Consider the following 21095-nt stretch of genomic DNA (forward strand, 5'->3'; position numbering starts at 1 on the left):
GGGCGAGCCGGCGACGAACGAGGAGGGACCGTGGCTCACCGCGGAGTCGAACCGCGCGTACGGGCCTTATGAGAGCCCGCCGGCGCCTGCGTGAGCCGGGGTTCCCTCGGCGAGAGTCGAACTCGCACTTGCCGGTACCTGAGACCGGTGCCTCTGCCAGTTGGGCTACGAGGGAATGGGTGATCGCCCCGGACCGCGCGGCGGCTGGGGTGCGTGACAGTGACAGCGAGCGGTCGCTCGCGCGGTGGGAAGGGGTGCCGGCGGCCTAGCGCCGGACGACGCCGGTCAGCAGTCGCCGCGAACGCTCGAGAAGCGCTGCGGCTGCACGGCACCCAGGGATAGGCGGTGCATCTCGACACGGCGTTCGTACTTCGCGGTGGATCCGTTCACGGCCAGCTCCTCTCGTGGGTACCGGTGGGATGACGATGCGTCGACGGTAACAGCGCCGCGCCCCGCGCGAAACGGATTTTCCCGACGCGCCGACCGGCCCGTGCGCAGGTCAGGGTGCCTGTGTGTGAAATCATGCAGGGCAAGCGTTCCGCAAAGCCTACTGAAACGGACATTTCGGGCATGATGGACGGCATGAACTCTATCGATCGGACCACCACATGCAGGTGACCACGCTCGAGTGGGTGATCACCGGCCTGGTGATCCTCGGCTTGTTCGTCTTCGACTTCTTCGCCCACGTGCGGACCCCGCACGAACCCACGTTCAAGGAATCCGGCTTCTGGTCGGCGGTCTACATCGGCCTCGCGCTGGTGTTCGGCCTGTACGTGGCCTGGAAATGGGGCGGCACCTTCGCGGGGGAGTACTACGCGGGCTTCGTCACCGAGAAGGCGCTCTCGGTGGACAACCTGTTCATCTTCCTCATCATCATGAGCACCTTCGCCGTGCCGCGGATCTACCAGCAGAAGGTGCTGCTGATCGGCATCGTGCTGGCCCTGGTGATGCGCGGTGTCTTCATCGCCGTCGGCGCGGCCGCGATCAGCGCGTTCAGCTGGGTGTTCTACCTGTTCGGCGCGTTCCTGATCTACACCGCGATCAAGCTGCTGCGCGAGAGCGGGCACGAGGTCGAACACGAGGAGCAACGCGACAGCCGCATCGTCGCGCTGGCCAAGCGGATCCTGCCCACCACCGACAAGTACGACGGCGACAAGCTCGTCACCACGATCGACGGCAAACGGGTGGTGACCCCGCTGCTGCTGGCCCTGCTGGCCATCGGCTTCGCCGACCTGCTGTTCGCGCTGGACTCGATTCCCGCCATCTACGGCCTCACCGAGCAGCCGTATCTGGTGTTCACCGCCAACGCCTTCGCCCTGATGGGCCTGCGGCAGCTGTACTTCCTCATCGGCGGCCTGCTCGACCGCCTGGTGTATCTGTCCTACGGCCTGGCCGCGATCCTGGCGTTCATCGGCATCAAGCTGGTGCTGCACGCGCTGCACGAGAACACGCTGCCGTTCATCAACGGCGGTGAGCACGTGAGTGTGCCGGAGATCTCGACCCCGCTCTCGCTGAGCGTGATCATCGGCATCCTGGTGATCGCCACGGTGGCGAGCCTGCTGAAGACCCGCCGCACCACGTCCTCCTGACGGCACGCTGCCCCGGAAACCGCGACGGTTCCGGGGCAGCGCTGTGTCAGCGTGGGGTCACTCGCTGAAGGCACCCATCACCGGCAGCCACTCGACGGCGCGGACCGCCTCGATCAGCCCCAGCTTCGCGAACGGGTCCTCGGCCAGCAGCGCGGTCAGCGATGGCGCGTCCTCGGCACGGAAGATCAGCAGTGCGCCGGTGCCGTCCGGGTAGGGCCCGCTGGTGAGCACGGTGCCCGCGTCGACGAGCGCGTTGAGGAAGGCCCGGTGTTCGGGGCGATGGGTGGCGCGGTCGGCGGCGGTGGCCTCGGTGTAGGTGTAGTGCACGGCGAAGATCGGCACGGCGGTATCGCTTCCTGGTGAGTGCGGAATTTCAGAGGGTCAGCAGCATGCGGGTGTTGCCGAGGGTGTTCGGCTTCACGTAGCTCAGGTCGAGGAACTCGGCGACACCGGTGTCGTAGGACCGGCACATCTCGGCGTACACCTCCGCCGTGACGGGCGTGCCGTCGATCTCGACGAAACCGTGCCTGCCGAAGAAGTCCACCTCGAAGGTCAGCACGAACAGCCGTTGCAGCTGCAGCTCGCGCGCGACGGCGACCAGCCGGTCCACCACCGCGCCGCCCACCCCGCGACCCTTCACCACCGGGTCGACGGCGACCGTGCGCACCTCGCCCAGATCGGCCCACAGCACGTGCAGCGCGCCGCAGCCGACGACCGCGCCGTCGAGTTCGGCGACCCAGAACTCCTGGACGGATTCGTACAGCGTCACCAGGTTCTTCTCGAGCAGGATGCGGCCCGCGTACTCGTCGACCAGACGCTTGATCTCCGGGACGTCGCTGGTTCGCGCTCGTCGGACGACCACACCCGGAACAGGCGCCGCAGTGGGCGCGACGGGATGCGCGTCGCTTGTCGAACCACCCAGTGGTCCCCGTGAGGTCATGGGGTGCACAGTAGTCGGCCGGGTTACCGATAGTCTGAACGTGTGCCGCACATCCTGTCGATCCGCTCACCGCATCGCGCCGGGCTCGTCGACCGGATCGCGCGGCGCTGCCCGCGCGAGCAAACCGCGGGCGAAACGTGTGGGTTTCGGCGCAGTGCCGGTGAATGCCGAGAGGGCAGGGCATGAGAGGTCAGCGCCTGGAGGCGGCAGCGTGTGTAACCACGGAGGGCGCCCGAGCATGCCGAATGTGCGCAGGATGAGTGTGCGACCCGAGGAGATCGATCGTGGTTGGGAGGCGGCGGCGCCGCTGCGTCCCGCGCCGGAGCGTGCCGAGGGGCACGTTCCGCTGCTCAACATCGCGAATGTGCTGACCATCGCGCGGATCGTGCTGGTGCCGCTGTTCGTGCTCGCGCTGTTCGCCGAGGGGGGTCACGACACTCGCTGGCGGGTTGTCGCCGCGGCCGTGTTCGGGCTGGCCGCGATCACCGACCGCTTCGACGGGCAACTCGCGCGCAAATACGGTCTGGTCACCGATTTCGGCAAGCTCGCCGACCCCATCGCGGACAAGGCGCTGATCGGTTCGGCGCTGATCGGCCTGTCCGTCCTCGGCGATCTGCCCTGGTGGATCACCCTGGTCATCGTCGGCCGGGAACTCGGCATCACGCTGCTGCGGCTGGTGGTCGTCCGGCGCGGGGTCATTCCGGCTGGCCGGGGCGGCAAGCTCAAGACCCTGGTGCAGTCTGTCGCCATCGCGCTGCTGTTGCTGCCGCTGTCGGGGGCGTTCGAGACCGCGGGGATGTGGCTGATGTACGCCGCCGTCGCGCTCACGGTGCTCACCGGCCTCGATTATGTCGGCCAGGCTGCCCGGCTGTGGTTCGCCGGCGGCCGCGCCCGCGGTGAGTCCCGCGGATGAGCGACCCGCTCGTCGACGGCGCGCCGGTCGCTGAACTGGTCAGGGCCATGAACACGGCCGGCCAGACGGTCGCCACCGCGGAATCGCTGACCGCGGGTCTGCTCGCCGCCACGATGGCCGGGATCCCCGGCGCCAGCGCGGTGCTGCGCGGCGGCCTGATCGTCTACGCGACCGACCTCAAGAGCCGTCTGGCCTGCGTCGACGCCGACACGCTCCGCCTGGACGGACCCGTCGCCGCGTCCACCGCCGAACAGCTCGCGGTGGGGGCCCGGCAGTGCTGCGGCGCCGACTGGGGTGTCGGGCTGACCGGGGTCGCCGGACCCGATTCCCAGGACGGGCACCCCGTCGGGACGGTATACCTCGGATTGGCCGGTCCACGGCACAGCGAGGTAGTCCGGTTGAAACTGCACGGCGACCGGTGGACGATCAGAATCGGTGCGGTACACAGCGCCGTGCGGGAGTTGCTGCGCTGTGTGACGACGAACTAGCCGCGGCCGGGAACCACCGGCCGATGCTCGACGTTGTGCCAGAAAGAGGTGAACACCGTTCCGGCGGTGACACGAGGTGGAGGAGAACGAGATGACGCTGCTGCGGGAGGCAATCGGGGACAGTCTGCGGCGTGCACGTCTCGCCCAGCATCGAACGCTGCGCGAGGTGTCCACCTCGGCGCGCGTGAGCCTCGGCTATCTGTCGGAAGTGGAGCGCGGCCGCAAGGAAGCCTCCAGTGAGCTGCTCGCCGCCATTTGCGAGGCACTGGACGTGCCGCTGTCGCGGGTGCTGTGGGACGTGAGCACCATCATGGCGGGCGCCGACGGCTCGGCGCCGCGCGAGCCCGCGCTGACCGGCCCGGCCACCGAGCACGAGGCCGAACCGGCCGCCGCCGAACCCGCCGCGGCGCCGGAGACGGCCTCGGCGAGCGCGTCCGCCGAGGGCCCCCGGATCGGCATCGCCGAAGACACCCGCATCGTCATCCCGGCGCCGAGGGCCGAGATGCTGGTACTGGTGAAGGGAATGTGACGCGGCGAACCACGTGCCGGACGCGCGAGACGCTGCACACCGCTGGTGAGAACGGATAGATTCTCATCAGGCGTCGAGTGGGCCGGTCACACCGGTCCGGGTGCCGCATGGTGAAGGATAAGCACATATCTGGTGCGTGACGGTCGCGCACCACCAGTCGCACGAGCGACGCACAGATGGAGGCGGGATCAATCGATGGCTAATCCGTTCGTGAAGGCCTGGAAGTACATGATGGCCCTCTTCGACTCCAAGATCGAAGAGCATGCGGATCCGAAGGTCCAGATTCAGCAGGCTATCGAGGAGGCGCAGCGTCAGCACCAGGCGCTGTCGCAGCAGGCGGCATCGGTGATCGGTAACCAGCGTCAGCTGGAGATGAAGCTGAACCGTCAGCTCGACGAGGTCGAGAAGCTCAACGCCAACGCCCGTCAGGCCGTCACGCTGGCCGATCAGGCGTCCGCCGCGGGCGACACCGAGAAGGCGATCCAGTACACCAACGCCGCCGAGGCGTTCGCCGCCCAGCTGGTCACCGCCGAGCAGTCGGTGGAAGACCTCAAGGTGCTGCACGACCAGTCCCTGCAGGCCGCCGCGCAGGCCAAGAAGGCGGTCGAGCAGAACGCGATGATGTTGCAGCAGAAGGTCGCCGAGCGCACCAAGCTGCTCAGCCAGCTCGAGCAGGCCAAGATGCAGGAGCAGGTCTCGGCCTCGCTGCAGCAGATGGACTCCACCCTGGCCGCGCCGGGCTCCACGCCCAGCCTGGACGCGGTGCGGGACAAGATCGAGCGCCGCTACGCCAACGCGCTCGGTTCGGCCGAGCTGGCGCAGAACTCGGTGCAGGGTCGCATGCTGGAGGTCCAGCAGGCCAGCATCCAGATGGCAGGCCACAGCAAGCTCGAGCAGATCCGCGCCTCCATGCGTGGTGACGCGCTGCCCACCGGCAACAACGCCGCGGCGATCGACCCGGCCAAGCAGCAGCCCGCCCAGGCCCCGCAGATCAACAAGGGTCAGGCCGCGCAGCAGTAGTTTCGGAGCGCCGGCGCGCTCGAGTTCGCGGCCCTCCAGTCCCGTCGATCAGGCACCGATGCTTGCTCCTTCGCCTACGCATCGGCACCTTATCGACGGGACGGCCGCGTACCGCCGACTACGTCGGCGGACCCTCCTCGAGGTCGGGTCGTGTGGGAGGCCTCGCGTCTGTGGCTGCCGATCGTGGCTCCCGGCGCTCGGCTCGGGCGGCGGCGCTTGTCAGGGGTCGGTGGTAAACCTGGGGGCGCTGCGGGTGTTCCGAAGCGGCGGAAGGATGAGGACATGAGCGGGAGAACACGGCGCGAGCGGGCCGAGATCGTCGATCCGGCGGCGCTCGTACGGTCGACCGCGTCCGGCGGGGTTCCCGCGACGCTGCGGGAAGTCGGCGAACAGGCGATGGTCGCGGTGCGCCGCTGGGCCGACCCGCGTGAGCGGGAACTGCGCCGTAGGCGCCGGGTGCGCAGGCGCAGCTTCCAGCTCGGCACGGCCTCGGGCATCACCACCGTCGGCGCGGTGGGGCTGGCCGTGGTGTCGGCGCCGGCGTGGGCGGTCGTGGTGATCGGCGGCGGCGCGGTCGCTTTCGTCACCGGAACCGCTCTGAGCGCCCGCCGCTATCTGCAATTGCGGGGGCAGCCGCTGCCGCAGGCGGCCTTCGTGGCCCGCAAGTCACCCGGTCTCCGCTCGGCCGCCCGCGGCCCGATCCAGCGCTTGATCAGGGCCGAACGCGCACTGCACGGCCTCGGCACCCAGATCGCGGCCACCCGCCGCCTCCCCGAGGACGAACTGCGCGACCTGCTCGACACCGCCCGCTCCGGCGCGGCCGCCCTGCACGCGCTGGCCACCGACATCGTCGCGATGGAACAGGCCGCCGACACCGTCGGCCGTGCCAACCCGGAGACCGTCACGGCGCTGAAGACCACGATCTCCGGAGTTCTCGCCCGGCTCGAGACCGGGGTCGTCGAATACGAACAGCTGGTCGCGGCCGCGGCCCGGATCCTGGCCGTCCCCGAAGACACGGTGGTCGCCTACCAGTTCCACGGCATCGTCGCCGACCTGCGCGAAGCCGCCGACCGGCTCGACGGCTGGGCACAGGCCCTGACCGATCTCGCCGATCGTCCCGTCGGCCCGCGATAGCGCCACGCGCGCACCCACATCCGGCCCCGTCGCCCGCGCGACGGGGCCGGTGTCGTGTCAGGCGATTGTCTGGCGCAGGGCGTCGAGTTCGGCCGCCCGCGGATCGGCGACCGTCGAGGACTCCGGGGTGTCGAAGATCCGCACCAGCTTGGTGTCGGGCTCGAACGCCGCCCACCCGGGATCGCCGTCGGTCGCGAAACGCACCCAGGCCGTGTGGATCTCGTCCGCCAGCGCCTGTGGCGGGTTCGGCCCGGTGATCGAGTGCGCGTCGGCGAGGACGTCGAAGACGAACGGCACCTCGAGCACATGGCAGGCGCCCAGGTCGGGAAGCCCGGTGGGCCAGGCGAATTCGTACACGTGCGTCGGCGCGGCGGCGGCGTTGGCCGTGGCGAAGTCGACCGTGCCCGCCCGGAAGCACCAGTCGGTGAGGATCGCGTTGAAGATCTCCGCCGGGGACGCGTCGGGCCGGTGCGTCGAATACGTCCGCGCCACCGCGGGATCGATGCCGTAGCGGGTGAGGACCAGCGGCAGCGTCTCGGCGGTGACGGCCGCGGTGATGCCGGTCGGCACCGTGAAGAAGCGGAACTCGTCGGCGGTGGTGCCCGCGATCAGCGGGACCGCCCGTTCGGGATGCGCGGCCAGGACCTCGGTGGGCGGGCCGGGCACGATGTCGTCGTCGATCACCGGGAACAGGCTCATGATGCCCATGCCCTGCTGGATCACCGAGGCGCCCCAGCGGCGCGGGTCGGGGTCGGTCATCATCGCCAGCGCCACCGCGTTCTGCGCGGTCCGCAGCTGATCGGGACCGAGTTCGCCGAAGGCGGCGGCGGTCGGCGCGATGTCGAGCTCGGCGGCCAGCGCTGCCGCGACCAGGCGCGCGTCCTGCGGGTCGGCGCCGACCGCGCCGTTGCCGCTCTGCACGATGGCCCGGCGGAACAGCCCGGTGGCGCGCGGCGCGGCCATCAGCGCCGCCACGCTCATCCCGCCCGCCGATTCGCCGAAGACGGTCACATTGTCCGGATCGCCACCGAACGCGGCGATGTTGTCGCGCACCCACTCCAGCGCGAAGATCTGGTCGTGCAGACCGCGGTTGAGCGGGGCGCCGTCGAGCGCGGCGAACCCCGAGATCCCGAGCCGGTAGTTGATCGACACCAGCACCACGCCGTCTCGCGCGAACGCCGAACCGTCGTAGATCGCCCTGGCGTTGGACCCGCGCACGAACGCGCCGCCGTGGATCCACACCAGCACCGGCAGGCCGCTCGCCGTCGGGTCGGGCGTCCACACGTTCGCGTTGAGGTACTCGTCGCCGGGGATTCCGTCGCTGCCGATCAGCGCGTGGATCGGCGCCGGATAGGGTGACTGCGCGCAGGTCGCTCCCATTTCCGTGGCCTCGCGCACGCCGGTCCAGGCCGGCGCGGGTCCGGGCAACCGGAATCGCCGGGGGCCGACCGGGGCCGCCGCGTAGGGCACCCCGAGGAACCGGGTGACGCCCGCCTCGGTCCGGCCGCGGATCGCGCCACTCGCGATCGTGACGATGGGTTCCATGGTCCTCCTTGCGTCGACGCCCCGATTATGGGATCTGAGCCCCGTCGGCGCGGCCGTTTCGGTGCGGCAGGCCGGGGAGCCTGCGGTGCCCGCGAGTCGGCGCCGCACGGGCGCGGCGGCCGATGACGGGTCGCGACGTGTGGCCTCCCGGACTCGGGGTGAACCCTGAACTACACCCGGATATCCGCGCTGACCTGGTGATTTATCAACCCCGCGATGGCAGCATCGGAGGTGTCGGATCGCCGGACGGCGGCCGGGAGCACAGGCGAGGAGCACATCATCATGGTCTTCAAAGTCATCGGCATCGTCGTGGTCGGTCTGATCGCGTTCTGGATCGTCAGCGCGCTGATCAAGGCGCTGCTGCCGGTTCTGGTCATCGCCGCGATCGGTACCGGGGTGTACCTGCTGTACAAGGCGATCTCGGGATCCAACGACAACGGTCCACTCACCAAGGTGTGAGTCGCGGCCTAGCATGGGCCGGGTGGAGCAGCTACCCGAGGACTGGCAGCGCGGACTGGTGATCGTCGCGCATCCCGACGACATCGAATACGGCGCGGCCGCGGCCGTTGCCCGGTGGACCGGGCAGGGCAAGGACATCCGCTATCTGCTCGCCACCAGGGGCGAGGCCGGGATCGCGGGAATGCCGCCCGCCCAGGCGGGCCCGCTGCGGGAGGTCGAGGAGATCTCGGGCGCACGCGAAGTCGGCGTGCACACCGTCGAATTCCTGGACCATCCCGACGGCCGGGTCGAGGAAGGACTCGCCCTGCGCCGCGACATCGCCGCCGCGATCCGCAGGCACCGCCCGGAGATGGTGGTGCTGTTCAACTTCGGCGACACGTGGGCGCCCGGCTTCGTCAACAGCGCCGACCACCGGGCGGTGGGCCGCTCGGCGATGGACGCCATCTCCGACGCGGGCAACGAGTGGATCTTCCCCGAGATCGCCCAGCTCGAGCCGTGGTCGGCGCGCTGGGCCGCGGTGGTCGGTCCCGTGGCCACCCACGCCGTCGACGTCAGCGCGCAGCTGGACAAGGCACGGGCCTCCCTGGCCGCCCACCGGCGGTATCTGCAGGTGCTGAGTGCGGTGCCGGTCGACCAGCAGGTGGACGAAATAGTCACCATGGCAACGGGTCCCAAGGAGGGTTTCCCGGCCGCGCACGCCGTCGGCTTCGAACTGTTCACCTTCGCAGGCTGAGCGCGCGACCGCCACGACCCCGGGCCGGATCGGATGTGGCAGGCTGGCCGCATGCGAGTAGCTGTGGTGGCAGGGCCCGATCCAGGGCATGCGTTTCCCGCGATCGCGCTGTGCCTGCGATTGCTGGCGGCCGGGGACGATCCGGTGCTGTTCACCGGTCCACGCTGGCTGGACGCGGCCAGAGCCGCGGGGATCAGCGTGCGCAGACTCAAGGGACTTGCCCCGCGCCCCACCGACGACGACACCGACGCGGGCGCGCGGATCCACGAGCGCGCCGCCCACATCGCCACCGAGAACCTGCCCGAGCTCAGCGCCATGCTGCCGGACCTGATCGTCTCGGACGTGCTCACCGCGGGCGGCGGCATGGCGGCCGAACGGCTGAGCCTGCCCTGGGTCGAACTCTCCCCGCATCCGCTGTACCTGCCGTCGAAAGCGTTGCCGCCGATCGGCAGTGGCCTGGCGCCGGGGGAGGGGGTGCGCGGTCGGGTCCGGGACGGCGTGCTGCGCACGATGACCGCCCGCGCCGTCAAGGCGGGCAACCGGCAGCGCGGGGCAGCACGGGAATCCATCGGCCTGCCCGCCGAGGACCCCGGCCCGGCGGCACGGCTCGTCGCGACGCTGCCCGCGCTGGAAGTCGACCGGCCGGACTGGCCCGCCGACACCCATGTCATCGGGCCGCTGGTGTGGGAGCCGACCGACGAGATCCTGCCGCTCCCGCCGGGCACCGAGCCGCTGGTGATGGTGGCGCCCTCGACGGCGCACACCGGCGTCGCGGGCATGGCCGAAACCGTGCTCGAGGGACTGGCCGGACTCGGCGTCCGCGCCGCCGTGTCGACGCTGGACACCCCGCCCGCCGAGCTGCCGGACTGGGCCACCGCGGGGCTCGGCCGCCAGGACGTGCTGCTCGAACAGGCCGCGGTGGTCGTCGGTGGCGGCGGGCACGGTCTGCTCGCCAAGTCGCTCTCGGCGGGGGTGCCCGTGGTGACCGTCCCCGGCGGCGGCGACCAGTGGGAACTGGCCAATCGCGCCGCTCGCCAAGGCAGTTCGCTGCTCGTGCGACCACTGACGGCCGCGGCCGTCGGGGCGGCCGTCGCGCGGATCCTGGCGGAACCCCACTTCACCGAGGCGGCGCGAGCGGCGGCCCTGGGTGCCTCGGACGTGGCCGACCCGGTGGCCATCTGTCACGCCGCGGCCGCCACCCGCGCCGCTCAGGACCTCGGCAACCCCAGCTGAGCACAGGCGAGCAGGGCCACCTCGATGTCGAGACGGTGCTCGGTGAGCGGATGACCGAGCACCTCCTCGGCCCTGCGCACCCGGTAGTGCACGGTGTTCTTGTGCACGTGCAGACGCGCGGCGGCATCGGTGTAGCTGCCGCGCGCATCGAGGAAGACCCGCACGGTCTCGCGTAGCCGGGCGGCCGTCTCGTCCTCGCCCATCAGCCCGCCGAGCACACGTTCGGCCCAGCGCTGCACGTCCGGGACGCGGTCGGCGAGCAACCCGGCCAGCGCCACGTCGGCGTGCCTGGTCACCCCGCGCGCCCGCGCGGCCACCGCCACCGCGCGGGCGAGCTGCGCATCGCGGAAACTCTGCCGGAATCCGTCGAGCCCGGGGGCCGGATCACCCACGGCCATGGACAGATTCGGGAGCACCCGCAGTTCCGTGGCCAGGCGCACGGTGTCGAGGACAGGGCGCGCGGTCGAGGCCAGCCAGATCCAGCGCGTGTGCTCGTCGACCTCGACCGCCATCTGCGCGCGGCCCCACACCGCGGCCAGCACACCGGTGCCGGCGCGCAGCGCGGTGACGGGATCGGCGGTGCCGGGCGGCGTCCACAGCAGCACGAACTGGTGCCAGCCGCGCAGCGAGGCCGACAGCATCTGCTCGGCCGAGGCCAGATCGAGGTCGTCGGCATCGAGCACCGCGCGGACCTGCGCGGCGCGCGCGGCATCGGTGCGCGCGTCCCAGCGCCGCCGCTCGCTCTCGAAGATGTCGATGAGACCCTCGATCACCTGGTCGATGTAGCCGTTGACCACGTCGGCCACCCGTGCCGCCGAGGCCAGCGCGTCCTCGGTCGGCGGCGCCAGCTCGGCCAGCACGGCGATGGCGCGCTGCACGAACATGTGCTCGCCGAGCCGGTAGGCGCGCAGCAGCGCCTCGAGCGACAGCTCCCGCTGGGCGAAGAGCCGGGCGTACTCGGCCGCGGCCGGCGGCACGGTGACGTCGTCGGGGGCGATGCCGAGGGTGAGCATGTCCAGGATCGCGGTGAGGTTGGCCTCGGTGCTGGCGACCATGAGCCTGCGGATCTCGTCGTCGTGCCGGAACTCGGGGATCATCTCGGCGAACATCGTGGTCATCGCCGGGGTGAGCCGGTCCAGATCGGCCTTGATCCGGCCCGCCACCGCGCGGACGAGAGCATCGTTGTCATGGGCCATGGGCGCGAACAGTACCTCCTGCCGACGCCGTCACCACGGTGTTTGTACTCGTGGCACAACACCGGCGGACAACGCTGGTCTCCCGGCCCGTAGCCGGTGCCGGGACCCGAACCTACCGTGGTGATGTAACTCAGATCACAACCTGCCCGGTGAGGAATCATGCGACACATCGCCGAACTACCCGATGCCCGAGCGGCTTTCGCGCCCGACGCGCCGTGCGTGGCCGACGACCACACCGCGTTGTCGAACGCGGGATTCCGCGATCGGGTGCACGCTGCGGCCGCCGTGCTGCACCGTGCGGGCGTGCGCCCCGGCGACGTGGTGGCCGTGGTGCTGCCCAACCAGGTGGACCTGGTGGTCGCGCTGTTCGCCGCCTGGCGCCTGGGCGCCGCGGTGACCCCGGTGAATCCGGGCCTGACCGACGACGACATCCGCTACCAACTCGACGATTCCGGCGCCGACGTGGTCATCGGCGCACCGGAGCGGGCCGGTGTCACCCTGGACGTCGCCGCACTCGCGGCGCCCGCCGGCCCCGTCGCCGCGGCCACCCCCGCGGATGGGCTCGCCCTGATCATCTACACCAGCGGCACCACCGGGCGGCCCAAGGGCGTGCTGCTCGGTCACGACAATCTCGCCGCGATGTGCGCGATGATCATCGACGCCGTCGGCCTCGACGAGACCGAGCACAGCCTGCTCGTCCTGCCACTGTTCCACGTGAACGGGATCGTGGTCAGCGTGCTGTCGCCGCTGCTGGCCGGCGGACGCACCACGATCGCCGGAAAGTTCTCGGCCACCCAGTTCTTCGGGCTGGTCGAACGGGTGCGTCCCACCTACTTCTCCGGCGTCCCCGCCATCTACGCGATGCTCGTGGCCCAGCCCGCCGAGGTGCGACCCGACCTGTCCTCGCTGCGGCGGGTGATCTGCGGCGCCGCGCCCATGCCCGCCGAGCTGATCGACCGCTTCGAGGACCGTTTCGGGGTGCCCGTCGTGGAGGGCTACGGTCTGTCGGAGGGCACGTGCGCCTCGACGCTCAATCCCGTCGCGGGACCGCGCAAGCCCGGCACCGTCGGCCTGCCGCTGCCCGGTCAGACGGTCACCATCGTCGACGTCGACGGGAACCCGGTGCCGGACGGCACCCCGGGTGAGGTGGTGATCAGCGGCCCGAACATCATGCGCGGCTACCTGGGCAGGCCCGAGGAGACGGCGAAGACGGTGATCGATGGCCGCCTGCACACCGGTGACGTCGGCTATCTCGACGCCGACGGCTACCTGGTGCTGGTCGACCGGATCAAGGACATGATCATCCGCGGCGGGGAGAACCTCTACCCCAAGGAGATCGAGAACGCCCTCTACCGCCACCCCGCCGTCCACGAAGCGGCGGTGGTCGGCCGGCCGGACGCGGTGCTGGGCGAGGTGCCCGTCGCCCATGTGGTGGCCGCACCGGAATCCCGGGTCAGCGCCGAGGAATTGACCGCGCACTGCCGGGAACTGCTGGCGGCGTTCAAGATTCCCGCGGCCATCGTGCTCACGCCGGAATTGCCGCGCAACCCGGTCGGAAAGATCGACAAGAAGCGTTTGCGCGCGCTCGCCGAGTAATTCACCGACGACGACGAACACATTTCGGTTGCGGTCGCGCGCGCCCGCGATCGGTCGAGGAAAGGAACGGACAATGGGGTTCAAAACGGCTGATTTCCCGCCGGTGGACACGGCGACATTTCTGGATCTACCACTGCGGGAACGGGTTCGGACGCTCGCACTGCACTGGGTCGAATACGGCTTCGGTTCGCCGAAGATGATCCACACGGTCTATGTGCTGAAACTGCTGGTGCTCTATATCTTCGGCGGCGTCCTCATCGCCACGGCGACCTCGGGTGCCGGGCCCTTCTGGGCTGTCGGCGCCTGGTGGAACGAGCCGATCGTCTACCAGAAGCTGGTGTTGTGGACGGTGCTGCTGGAGGCGATCGGTGTCGCCGGCTCATGGGGACCGCTGGCGGGCAAGTTCAAGCCGATGACCGGTGGCCTGCTGTTCTTCGCCCGCCCCGGCACCATCCGGCTGCGGCCGTGGCGTCGGGTGCCGTTCACCGACGGTGACAGCCGCACCGTGCTGGACGTGCTCCTGTACGTCGGCTTCCTGGCTACCTTGACCATCGCCCTGCTCGCACCCGGCCGGACCACCGCCGCCCTGCTGGAACGCCTGCCCGACAACACGTCCGGACTGGTGCGGCCCGCCCTGCTGATCGCCCCGATCGTGCTGTACATCCTGTGCGGACTGCGGGACAAGACGATCTTCCTGGCCGCGCGCGGCGAGCAGTATCTGCCCGCGCTGGTGTTCTTCGCGGTCCTGCCGTTCACCGACATGATCGTCGCGGCCAAATTGCTGATCGTGATCGTGTGGGTCGGCGCGGGCGTCTCGAAATTCGGCAAGCACTTCACCAATGTGGTGCCGCCGATGGTCTCCAACAGCCCCTCCATGCCGTTCACGTCGATCAAGCGGGCGCACTACCTCGATTTCCCGCGCGATATCCGCCCGTCCGGGGTGGCCTCGTTCATGGCTCACGTCGGTGGGACCACGGTCGAGGTGATCACACCACTGGTGTTGCTGTTCTCGACGAACTACTGGCTGACGCTGGCCGGGGTCGTGATGATGGTGGTGTTCCACCTGTTCATCACCTCCACGTTCCCCCTGGCGGTCCCGCTGGAATGGAACATCCTGTTCGCCTACCTGACGGTGTTCCTGTTCCTCGGCTTTCCGAATGCCGACGGATACGGCGTGTTCGACATGTCCTCGCCATGGCTGACCCTGGCCATCACCGCCGCGCTGGCCTTCTTCCCCGTGCTGGGCAATCTGCGTCCCGACCTGGTCTCGTTCCTGCCGTCCATGCGCCAGTACGCGGGCAACTGGGCCTCGGCGCTGTGGGCGTTCGCACCCGGCGCCGAAGCCAAGCTCAACACCATCGAGCATCGCCCGACCGTCAACCAGCTCGATCAGCTGATCGGCATGGGCTACGAGCCCGCGGTCGCCGAGATCACCATGCAGCAGACCATCGGCTGGCGTTCGATGCACAGCCAGGGGCGCGGCCTGTTCTCGCTGCTGTACAAGCACATTCCCGAGCTCGACCGCTGGACCGTGCGCGAGGCGGAGTTCGCCTGCAACTCGCTGATCGGGTTCAACTTCGGTGACGGCCACCTGCACGGTCCCGACCTCATCGCGGCCGTCCAGGCGCGGGTGGGCTTCGCACCCGGCGAATGGATCGTGGTCTGGGTGGAATCGCAGCCCATCCACAAGGGCACGCAGGAGTACATGGTGATCGATGCCGCGCTGGGGGTGATCGAGCGGGGGACGTGGAAGGTCGCCGACGCGGTCGAGGCGCAGCCGTGGCTGCCCGACGGCCCGATCCCGTTGCGGGTCACCTGGCGGCGCGAGGACGTGGGCGCGGCGGTGGCGCCGGTGACGCGCCCCGCGGTCCAGCCCGCCGAATAGCCTGGTACCAGTTCCGGTTCCGACGAACGAAGGACGAGTCGATGACAACGGCGACAGTGGTCGGCAGCGGACCCAACGGGCTCGCGGCGGCGGTCACCCTGGCCAGGGCCGGGCTGACGGTGACGGTGCTGGAAGCGGCCGACACCATCGGCGGCGGCACCCGATCGAGCGAGGCGATCGTGCCCGGCCTGCTGCACGACCACTGTTCGGCCATCCATCCGATGGCCGTCGGCTCGCCCTTCCTGCGTGGGATCGATCCGGGGCGTTACGGATTGCGCTGGGCGCACGCCGAACTCGACTGCGTGCACCCGCTCGACGACGGCAGCGCCGGCGTACTGCACCGCTCGGTCGCCGCGACCGCCGACGGCCTCGGCGCCGACGAACGCCTATGGCGGCGGCTGTTCGCGGGGCCGGTCGCCGGATACGAGCAGACCGGCGCGGACATCATGCGACCGCTGCTGCGGATCCCACGACATCCGGTGCGGCTGGCCCGCTTCGGGATTCCCGCCACCGCACCGGCCACCTGGCTGGCGGCGGCTTTCCGGGGCGAGCAGGGCCGGGCGCTGTTCGGCGGCGTCGCCGCCCACGCCTTCCATCCGCTGAACCGCCCGCTGAGCGCCAGCATCGGCCTCGGCATCCTCACCGCGGGGCATCGGTACGGGTGGGCGGTGGCCGAGGGCGGATCGCAGCGGATCGCCGGCGCCATGGCGGCGGCACTGGGCGAGTACGGGGGCAAGATCGAGACCGGCGTGCGGGTGGACTCGCTCGCCGACCTGCCGGCGTCGGATGTCGTCGTCTGGGACCTCGCGCCGACCGCCGTCGCCCGGATCCTGGGCGACCGGCTGCCCGCCCGCGTCGCAAGGGCCTACCGCCGATTCCGGTACGGGCCCGGCGCCTTCAAGGTGGATTTCGCCGTCCAGGGCGGGGTGCCGTGGACGGCCGAGGCGGCACGGCGCGCGGGCACCGTCCACCTGGGCGGCACCTTCGCCGAGATCGCGGCGGGGGAGCGCGACATCCACGCCGGGCGGATGCCGGAGCGGCCCTTCGTCCTGGTCGGCCAGCAATACCTCGCCGACCCGGGACGTTCGGTCGGTGACGTGCACCCGGTGTGGACCTACGCGCACGTGCCGAACGGCTACACCGGCGACGCCACCGCCGCGATCATCGCCCAGCTCGAGCGATTCGCGCCCGGTTTCCGCGAGCGGGTGGTCGGCATGGCCGTCCGCTCCACCACCGAATTCGCCTCGTACAATCCCAATTACGTCGGGGGCAACATCATGACCGGCGCCAAGGACATCCCCCAGCTGGTGTTCGGGCCGCGAAAGACCCTGCAGCCCTATGACATCGGTGTGCCCGGCCACTATCTGTGCTCGGCGGCCACCCCACCCGGCCCCGGCGCGCACGGGATGTGCGGGGCCAATGCCGCCGAGCGGGCCTTGCGCCGGTTGCGCTGAACCGTGCGGCGACGAGGACCTGGACGTGAGTTCCTGTGCCAGGGGGCTGCCGGGACAGATTTTGTCTGTGCACAGCTGGGGGAGGTGATCGTTGGGGTCGAGCGCGCGGCGAGCGAGGGCTCCGCGGGTGAACGTGACCGTGGGGCCCCGCTGATTGGTAGGCCGGCGTCGTCAGCCCGTTCGGCCGCGAGTCGATGGTCGGGGGAGCGGGTGCTCGGCATCCGGCAGCGGGCGGACGGCCGGAGAGGCCCGCTCACCGCACGGTGACGCGGGTCGCCGGGCGCGGGTATGTTGGGAATCGTGCGATTGACCGAGTTCAACGAGCTGATGCACACCGAGTTCGGCGTTCACCGGGCCGACGCGATGCTCGCCGATCATGTCATTCCGGCTCTGGGGCGCACCGGCGCCGCCGCTATCGAGGCAGGCGTCGATCCCCGCGACGTGTGGCGCGCGCTCTGCGCCGAATTCGATGTTCCCCGATCACGATGGTGAGCAGCACATGGCCGTGACAGCACGGAATCCGGGCACCGAGCGGCCCTACCGGTTCGACGAGCGGCTGCGGATGATCCCGGCCGATCCCGAGACCCTCGCGGCCAGGGTCGCGGTGGCCGACCCCGACGACTTCGGCGGGCTGCGCAGGCTCGGCATCGCGCTGATGCTGCTCGGCCGCCACGCCGAGGCATTGGACCGGCTCGACCAGGCGCTGGAACTGGCCGACACCGAGGGCCGCCGGATCACCGTCTGGATCAATCTCGCCGACGTGTACCGCTACCAGGGCGAATCCACCCGTGCCGAGATCCTGTACCGGCGCGCCCTCGAGGCCAGTCGCGCCCTCGACGACCCCGAACTCGTCTCCTTCGCCGCCCACCACCTGGGCAAATCGCTGGCCGAACAGCACCGGACCGCGGAGGCGCGCGACATGCTCAAGGTGGCCATGCGGCTGCGGGTGGCCGAGGGCGATTCCGAACTCATCGAGTCCACCCGCGCGGCGCTCGACCACCTCGCGGAGCTGGCCCTGCCCCTGCCGCCGGAGATCACCGCCCTGCTCGGCGAGACCCCGGTCTGGTCCGACGACCACGACGGGCGCGGCGGCAACCTCGTCCGCGCCGAGGGGTACTGGATCAAGCGCGGACCGCGCGCCGTGGCCGAATACGAGCGCCTGAACTGGCTGCGGGACAAGGGCATCGCCGTGCCCGCGGTCGCCGCCTTCGCCGAGGACGTCCTCGTGCTCGCCGACACGGGTACGCGCTCACTCACCGATTCCCCCGGTGACGCCGCCGAGGTGGGTGCCCTGCTCGGCCGGACTCTGCGCGCGTTGCACGCGCTGCCCGTCGCGGACTGCCCGTTCGACGCCCGCCTCGAGGTGACGCTCGCCCAGGCGCGCCGCAACGTCGTGGAGGGTTTCGTCGACACCGCCGATTTCGACGGTGACCACCGTGATCTCGCGCCCGAGACCGTCCACGAGCGCCTGGTCACCCAGCGCCCGGACCAGGAGGATCTGGTCGTCACCCACGGCGACTTCACGCCGGGCAATGTGCTGGCGGGCGGGACCCTGATCGATGTCGGCGCGCTGGGCAGGGCCGATCGCTACCGCGATCTCGCGCTGGCCGAACGCGACCTGTCCGGTGACTTCGGCGTCGAGGCGGTGGTGGCCTTCTTCACCGCCTACGGGCTGACAGCGCCCGAGCGTGCGAAACTCGAGTACTACCGGCTGCTCGACGAATTGTTCTGAGGCCGCTCAGCTCGTCTTGGCGTAGTGGCGGGCCGCTTTGGTGCGATTGCCGCAGGTCGCCATGGAATGCCACCGGCGGGTGCCGTTCTTGGAGGTGTCGTAGAAGAACAGCACGCAGTCGGGGTGGGCGCACTGGCGGATCCGGTGCGGCGCCTCGGCGATCAGGTGCAGCAGGTTGTCGGCGGCCAGCCAGCCGGGCAACCAGGCCGGATCGGTGACCTCCGGGATCGAGCGGGGGCCCTCGCCGGTGAGTTCGCGGCGCAGCCGTCCGTGGTCGAGCACGCGGTTCAGTGCGGTGTGCTCGCCGCTGGTCACCGCCGCGTGCACGGCGTCCCGCGCGGCGTGCAGGGCGTTGAGCGTGTGTTCGTCGACGGGGACGTGGTCGGCGAGATCGGTGAGTTCGAGCCACAGCCGCAGCCCGTCGAGATCGGTGAGCAGATCGCCCGGCGCCGCGCCCGCCCACCGGGTGTTGAGCAGGTCCAGCGCCGGCGGTTCGCCGGTGTGCGGACGGGGATCGCGCATGCCTGAGGCTACCAACTCGACTCCTGACCACTGTCGTGCCCGCACGGGTTGACGGCCGTGCCCGGCCACCCTACTGTCTAACCTGTAAACAATGGTTAGATAGTTAAAATTCCGGGAGGGTTCCCCGTGCGACCGCCACTGCCCCCGTTCGACCTCGACTCCGCGCGCGCCAAGGTGCTGGCCGCCGAAAACGCCTGGAACACCAGGGATCCCGAACGCGTCGCCGCCGCGTACACCGAGGACTCGGTCTGGCGCAACCGCGACGAGTTCTTCACCGGCCACGCCGCCATCGTCGAGTTCCTCACCCGCAAGTGGTCGGTCGAGAACGGCTACGCGCTGCGCAAGGACCTGTGGGCCTTCCACGACAATCACATCGCCGTGCGCTTCCAGTACGAATGGCACGACGAGGCCGGTCAGTGGTGGCGCAGCTACGGCAACGAGCAGTGGGAATTCGCGCCCGACGGCCGGATGGCCCGTCGCGAGGCCAGCATCAACGACGTCCGTATCGCGGAAACGGAGCGCCGGATCTTCGGCCCCCGCGCCGAGGGTGACGACTCGGTCCTGCCTCAGCGGTAGCGCCGGGGCGGTCGATCGCGGGGTCGTGGCCGGTGTCGTGCGTGTCCCTGGGCGCGTCGCTTGACTCGAATGGGTGTTCGACTAATCTGGGCGCCAGAACTTGTCGGTGCCGGCCTCTACTGTGGGCGCCAACCAGAGAGACACTCACCTCGAGAAGGGGACCACATCATGGCACCGCAGGCCTACGATCGCGACAAAGCGCTGGAGCTGGCACTGGCGCAGGTGGAGAAGAGCTTCGGCAAGGGCGCGGTCATGCGCCTGGGCGAGGAGGCCCGCCAGCCCATCTCCGTCATCCCGACCGGCTCCATCGCGCTCGACGTCGCGCTCGGCATCGGCGGTTTGCCGCGCGGTCGCGTCGTCGAGATCTACGGCCCGGAATCCTCGGGTAAGACCACCGTCGCCCTGCACGCGGTGGCCAACGCCCAGGCCGCGGGCGGTGTCGCCGCCTTCATCGACGCCGAGCACGCGCTCGACCCCGACTACGCCCGCAAGCTGGGCGTCGACACCGACGCCCTGCTGGTCTCCCAGCCCGACACCGGTGAGCAGGCGCTCGAGATTGCCGACATGCTGGTGCGTTCCGGCGCCATCGACATCATCGTCATCGACTCCGTCGCGGCCCTGGTGCCGCGCGCCGAGATCGAGGGCGAGATGGGCGACAGCCACGTCGGCCTGCAGGCCCGCCTCATGAGCCAGGCGCTGCGCAAGATGACCGGCGCGCTCAACAGCTCGGGCACCACCGCCATCTTCATCAACCAGCTGCGCGAGAAGATCGGCGTGATGTTCGGCTCGCCCGAGACCACCACCGGTGGTAAGGCGCTGAAGTTCTACGCCTCCGTGCGCCTGGACGTGCGCCGCATCGAGACCCTCAAGGACGGCAGCGACGCGGTCGGCAACCGTACCCGCGTGAAGGTCGTCAAGAACAAGGTGAGCCCGCCGTTCAAGCAGGCCGAGTTCGACATCCTCTACGGCCAGGGCATCTCCAAGGAGGGCTCGCTCATCGACATGGGCGTCGAGCACGGCTTCATCCGCAAGTCGGGCTCCTGGTACACCTACGAGGGCGATCAGCTGGGCCAGGGCAAGGAGAACGCCCGCAAGTTCCTGCTGGAGAACACCGATGTGCGCGACGAGATCGAGAAGAAGATCAAGGAGAAGCTGGGCATCGGCGCCGACCTGACCGCCGAGGCCGACGCGCCCGCCGACTTCTGAGTCGATGCGCACGCCGAATCCCGGCCGCGCGCCCCGCGACTCGGCCGATCCGGTCGAGGACATGCGACGACAGCTGGCCCGCCTCGGGATCGAGGTGCCGCCACCGTCGCTCGCGGAGCAGCGCGGGCGAGAGACGGACACCGAACTCGTCCGATCGGCTCGTGACGAACGAGCCGTCCCGGACGCGAAGGGAATTCGGTCGGGTGCGGGCGATCCGCAGCGCGCGCACCCGACCGGATTCGCCGAAGGTGATCATTCACCCGATTCCGCTGCGCGGCCTGTGGATGATCATGAAGAGTGGGGGAGCGAGGCACGACCTCGCCGTGCCCGCCGCGGACGCAGATC

General features: G+C 70.2%; 21 protein-coding genes and 1 tRNA gene. 16 read left to right on the top strand and 6 right to left on the bottom strand.

The window, feature by feature from the left end; translation table 11 throughout:
• Positions 1–101: 101 nt before the first annotated feature.
• Positions 102–175: transfer RNA gene (locus AB0H56_RS13310), tRNA-Leu, on the bottom strand.
• Between the two features lie 433 nt (positions 176–608).
• On the opposite strand from AB0H56_RS13310, the gene AB0H56_RS13315 reads away from it, so the two are divergent.
• Positions 609–1589 carry a TerC family protein gene (locus AB0H56_RS13315; RefSeq protein WP_357161631.1) on the top strand — a complete coding sequence of 327 codons (981 nt, stop codon included), beginning with the start codon at positions 609–611 and terminating at the stop codon, positions 1587–1589.
• A 57-nt stretch (positions 1590–1646) separates the two neighbouring features.
• Here AB0H56_RS13315 and AB0H56_RS13320 read toward each other — a convergent pair whose 3' ends face one another.
• Both AB0H56_RS13320 and AB0H56_RS13325 read right to left on the bottom strand, forming a co-directional pair.
• On the bottom strand, positions 1647–1931 hold the full coding sequence (locus AB0H56_RS13320) for a YciI family protein (RefSeq protein WP_357161634.1): 285 nt from the start codon (positions 1929–1931) through the stop codon (positions 1647–1649).
• A gap of 31 nt (positions 1932–1962) precedes the next feature.
• Complete coding sequence (locus AB0H56_RS13325; protein WP_357161637.1) at positions 1963–2529, bottom strand: amino-acid N-acetyltransferase; 567 nt, start codon at positions 2527–2529, stop codon at positions 1963–1965.
• Positions 2530–2785: 256 nt separating this feature from the next.
• On the opposite strand from AB0H56_RS13325, the gene pgsA reads away from it, so the two are divergent.
• The 5 genes from pgsA (at position 2786) to AB0H56_RS13350 (ending at position 6613) form a co-directional block, all read left to right on the top strand.
• Positions 2786–3442 (top strand): CDP-diacylglycerol--glycerol-3-phosphate 3-phosphatidyltransferase, encoded by a 657-nt coding sequence (pgsA, locus tag AB0H56_RS13330; protein WP_357161640.1) that lies wholly within the window; start codon positions 2786–2788, stop codon positions 3440–3442.
• A complete protein-coding gene (locus AB0H56_RS13335; protein ID WP_110035765.1) occupies positions 3439–3930 on the top strand; it encodes a nicotinamide-nucleotide amidohydrolase family protein in 492 nt (163 codons plus the stop codon). Before pgsA ends, AB0H56_RS13335 begins: the two co-directional genes overlap by 4 nt.
• Before the next feature lie 91 nt (positions 3931–4021).
• Positions 4022–4459: a helix-turn-helix transcriptional regulator gene (locus tag AB0H56_RS13340; protein ID WP_357161644.1), complete on the top strand. Its 438-nt coding sequence runs from the start codon at positions 4022–4024 to the stop codon at positions 4457–4459.
• Positions 4460–4654: 195 nt separating this feature from the next.
• A complete protein-coding gene (gene pspA, locus AB0H56_RS13345; protein ID WP_280306732.1) occupies positions 4655–5479 on the top strand; it encodes a phage shock protein PspA in 825 nt (274 codons plus the stop codon).
• Positions 5480–5761: 282 nt separating this feature from the next.
• Positions 5762–6613, top strand: coding sequence for a hypothetical protein (locus tag AB0H56_RS13350; RefSeq protein ID WP_357161649.1), 852 nt, complete (start codon positions 5762–5764; stop codon positions 6611–6613).
• 57 nt (positions 6614–6670) lie between these two features.
• Here AB0H56_RS13350 and AB0H56_RS13355 read toward each other — a convergent pair whose 3' ends face one another.
• On the bottom strand, positions 6671–8158 hold the full coding sequence (locus AB0H56_RS13355; protein WP_357161652.1) for a carboxylesterase family protein: 1488 nt from the start codon (positions 8156–8158) through the stop codon (positions 6671–6673).
• 216 nt (positions 8159–8374) lie between these two features.
• Here AB0H56_RS13355 and AB0H56_RS13360 point away from each other — a divergent pair, with 216 nt between their 5' ends.
• The 3 genes from AB0H56_RS13360 to AB0H56_RS13370 are packed head-to-tail and all read left to right on the top strand — an operon-like array spanning position 8375 to position 10583.
• Complete coding sequence (locus AB0H56_RS13360) at positions 8375–8617, top strand: hypothetical protein (RefSeq protein ID WP_357161655.1); 243 nt, start codon at positions 8375–8377, stop codon at positions 8615–8617.
• A 22-nt stretch (positions 8618–8639) separates the two neighbouring features.
• On the top strand, positions 8640–9350 hold the full coding sequence (locus AB0H56_RS13365; RefSeq protein ID WP_357161658.1) for a PIG-L deacetylase family protein: 711 nt from the start codon (positions 8640–8642) through the stop codon (positions 9348–9350).
• Between the two features lie 51 nt (positions 9351–9401).
• A complete protein-coding gene (locus AB0H56_RS13370; RefSeq protein ID WP_357161661.1) occupies positions 9402–10583 on the top strand; it encodes a nucleotide disphospho-sugar-binding domain-containing protein in 1182 nt (393 codons plus the stop codon).
• Here AB0H56_RS13370 and AB0H56_RS13375 read toward each other — a convergent pair.
• The gene (locus tag AB0H56_RS13375) at positions 10559–11779 is read right to left on the bottom strand and encodes a helix-turn-helix domain-containing protein (protein ID WP_357161664.1); all 1221 of its coding nucleotides are present in this window, start codon (positions 11777–11779) and stop codon (positions 10559–10561) included. The two genes, AB0H56_RS13370 and AB0H56_RS13375, sit on opposite strands and share 25 nt — an antisense overlap.
• A gap of 159 nt (positions 11780–11938) precedes the next feature.
• On the opposite strand from AB0H56_RS13375, the gene AB0H56_RS13380 reads away from it, so the two are divergent.
• The 5 genes from AB0H56_RS13380 (at position 11939) to AB0H56_RS13400 (ending at position 18446) form a co-directional block, all read left to right on the top strand.
• Entirely contained in the window at positions 11939–13375 is a 1437-nt protein-coding gene (locus AB0H56_RS13380; RefSeq protein ID WP_357161667.1) for an AMP-binding protein, read from the top strand.
• A gap of 73 nt (positions 13376–13448) precedes the next feature.
• Positions 13449–15260 (top strand): DUF3556 domain-containing protein, encoded by a 1812-nt coding sequence (locus tag AB0H56_RS13385; protein WP_357161670.1) that lies wholly within the window; start codon positions 13449–13451, stop codon positions 15258–15260.
• 41 nt (positions 15261–15301) lie between these two features.
• On the top strand, positions 15302–16714 hold the full coding sequence (locus AB0H56_RS13390) for an NAD(P)/FAD-dependent oxidoreductase (protein ID WP_357161673.1): 1413 nt from the start codon (positions 15302–15304) through the stop codon (positions 16712–16714).
• 300 nt (positions 16715–17014) lie between these two features.
• A complete protein-coding gene (locus AB0H56_RS13395; RefSeq protein WP_357161676.1) occupies positions 17015–17206 on the top strand; it encodes a DUF3046 domain-containing protein in 192 nt (63 codons plus the stop codon).
• Positions 17207–17213: 7 nt separating this feature from the next.
• Positions 17214–18446 carry a tetratricopeptide repeat protein gene (locus AB0H56_RS13400; RefSeq protein ID WP_357161679.1) on the top strand — a complete coding sequence of 411 codons (1233 nt, stop codon included), beginning with the start codon at positions 17214–17216 and terminating at the stop codon, positions 18444–18446.
• A 6-nt stretch (positions 18447–18452) separates the two neighbouring features.
• Here the strand turns inward: AB0H56_RS13400 and AB0H56_RS13405 are convergent, their stop codons facing one another.
• The gene (locus AB0H56_RS13405; protein ID WP_357161682.1) at positions 18453–18968 is read right to left on the bottom strand and encodes a CGNR zinc finger domain-containing protein; all 516 of its coding nucleotides are present in this window, start codon (positions 18966–18968) and stop codon (positions 18453–18455) included.
• Positions 18969–19094: 126 nt separating this feature from the next.
• Between AB0H56_RS13405 and AB0H56_RS13410 the strand changes: the two genes are divergently transcribed.
• Both AB0H56_RS13410 and recA read left to right on the top strand, forming a co-directional pair.
• Positions 19095–19544 carry a nuclear transport factor 2 family protein gene (locus tag AB0H56_RS13410; protein WP_357161685.1) on the top strand — a complete coding sequence of 150 codons (450 nt, stop codon included), beginning with the start codon at positions 19095–19097 and terminating at the stop codon, positions 19542–19544.
• Between the two features lie 168 nt (positions 19545–19712).
• Complete coding sequence (gene recA / locus AB0H56_RS13415) at positions 19713–20750, top strand: recombinase RecA (protein WP_019048052.1); 1038 nt, start codon at positions 19713–19715, stop codon at positions 20748–20750.
• Positions 20751–21095: the final 345 nt, after the last annotated feature.

This window comes from Nocardia sp. NPDC050717 (genome assembly GCF_040654275.1).
GTDB lineage: Bacteria > Actinomycetota > Actinomycetes > Mycobacteriales > Mycobacteriaceae > Nocardia.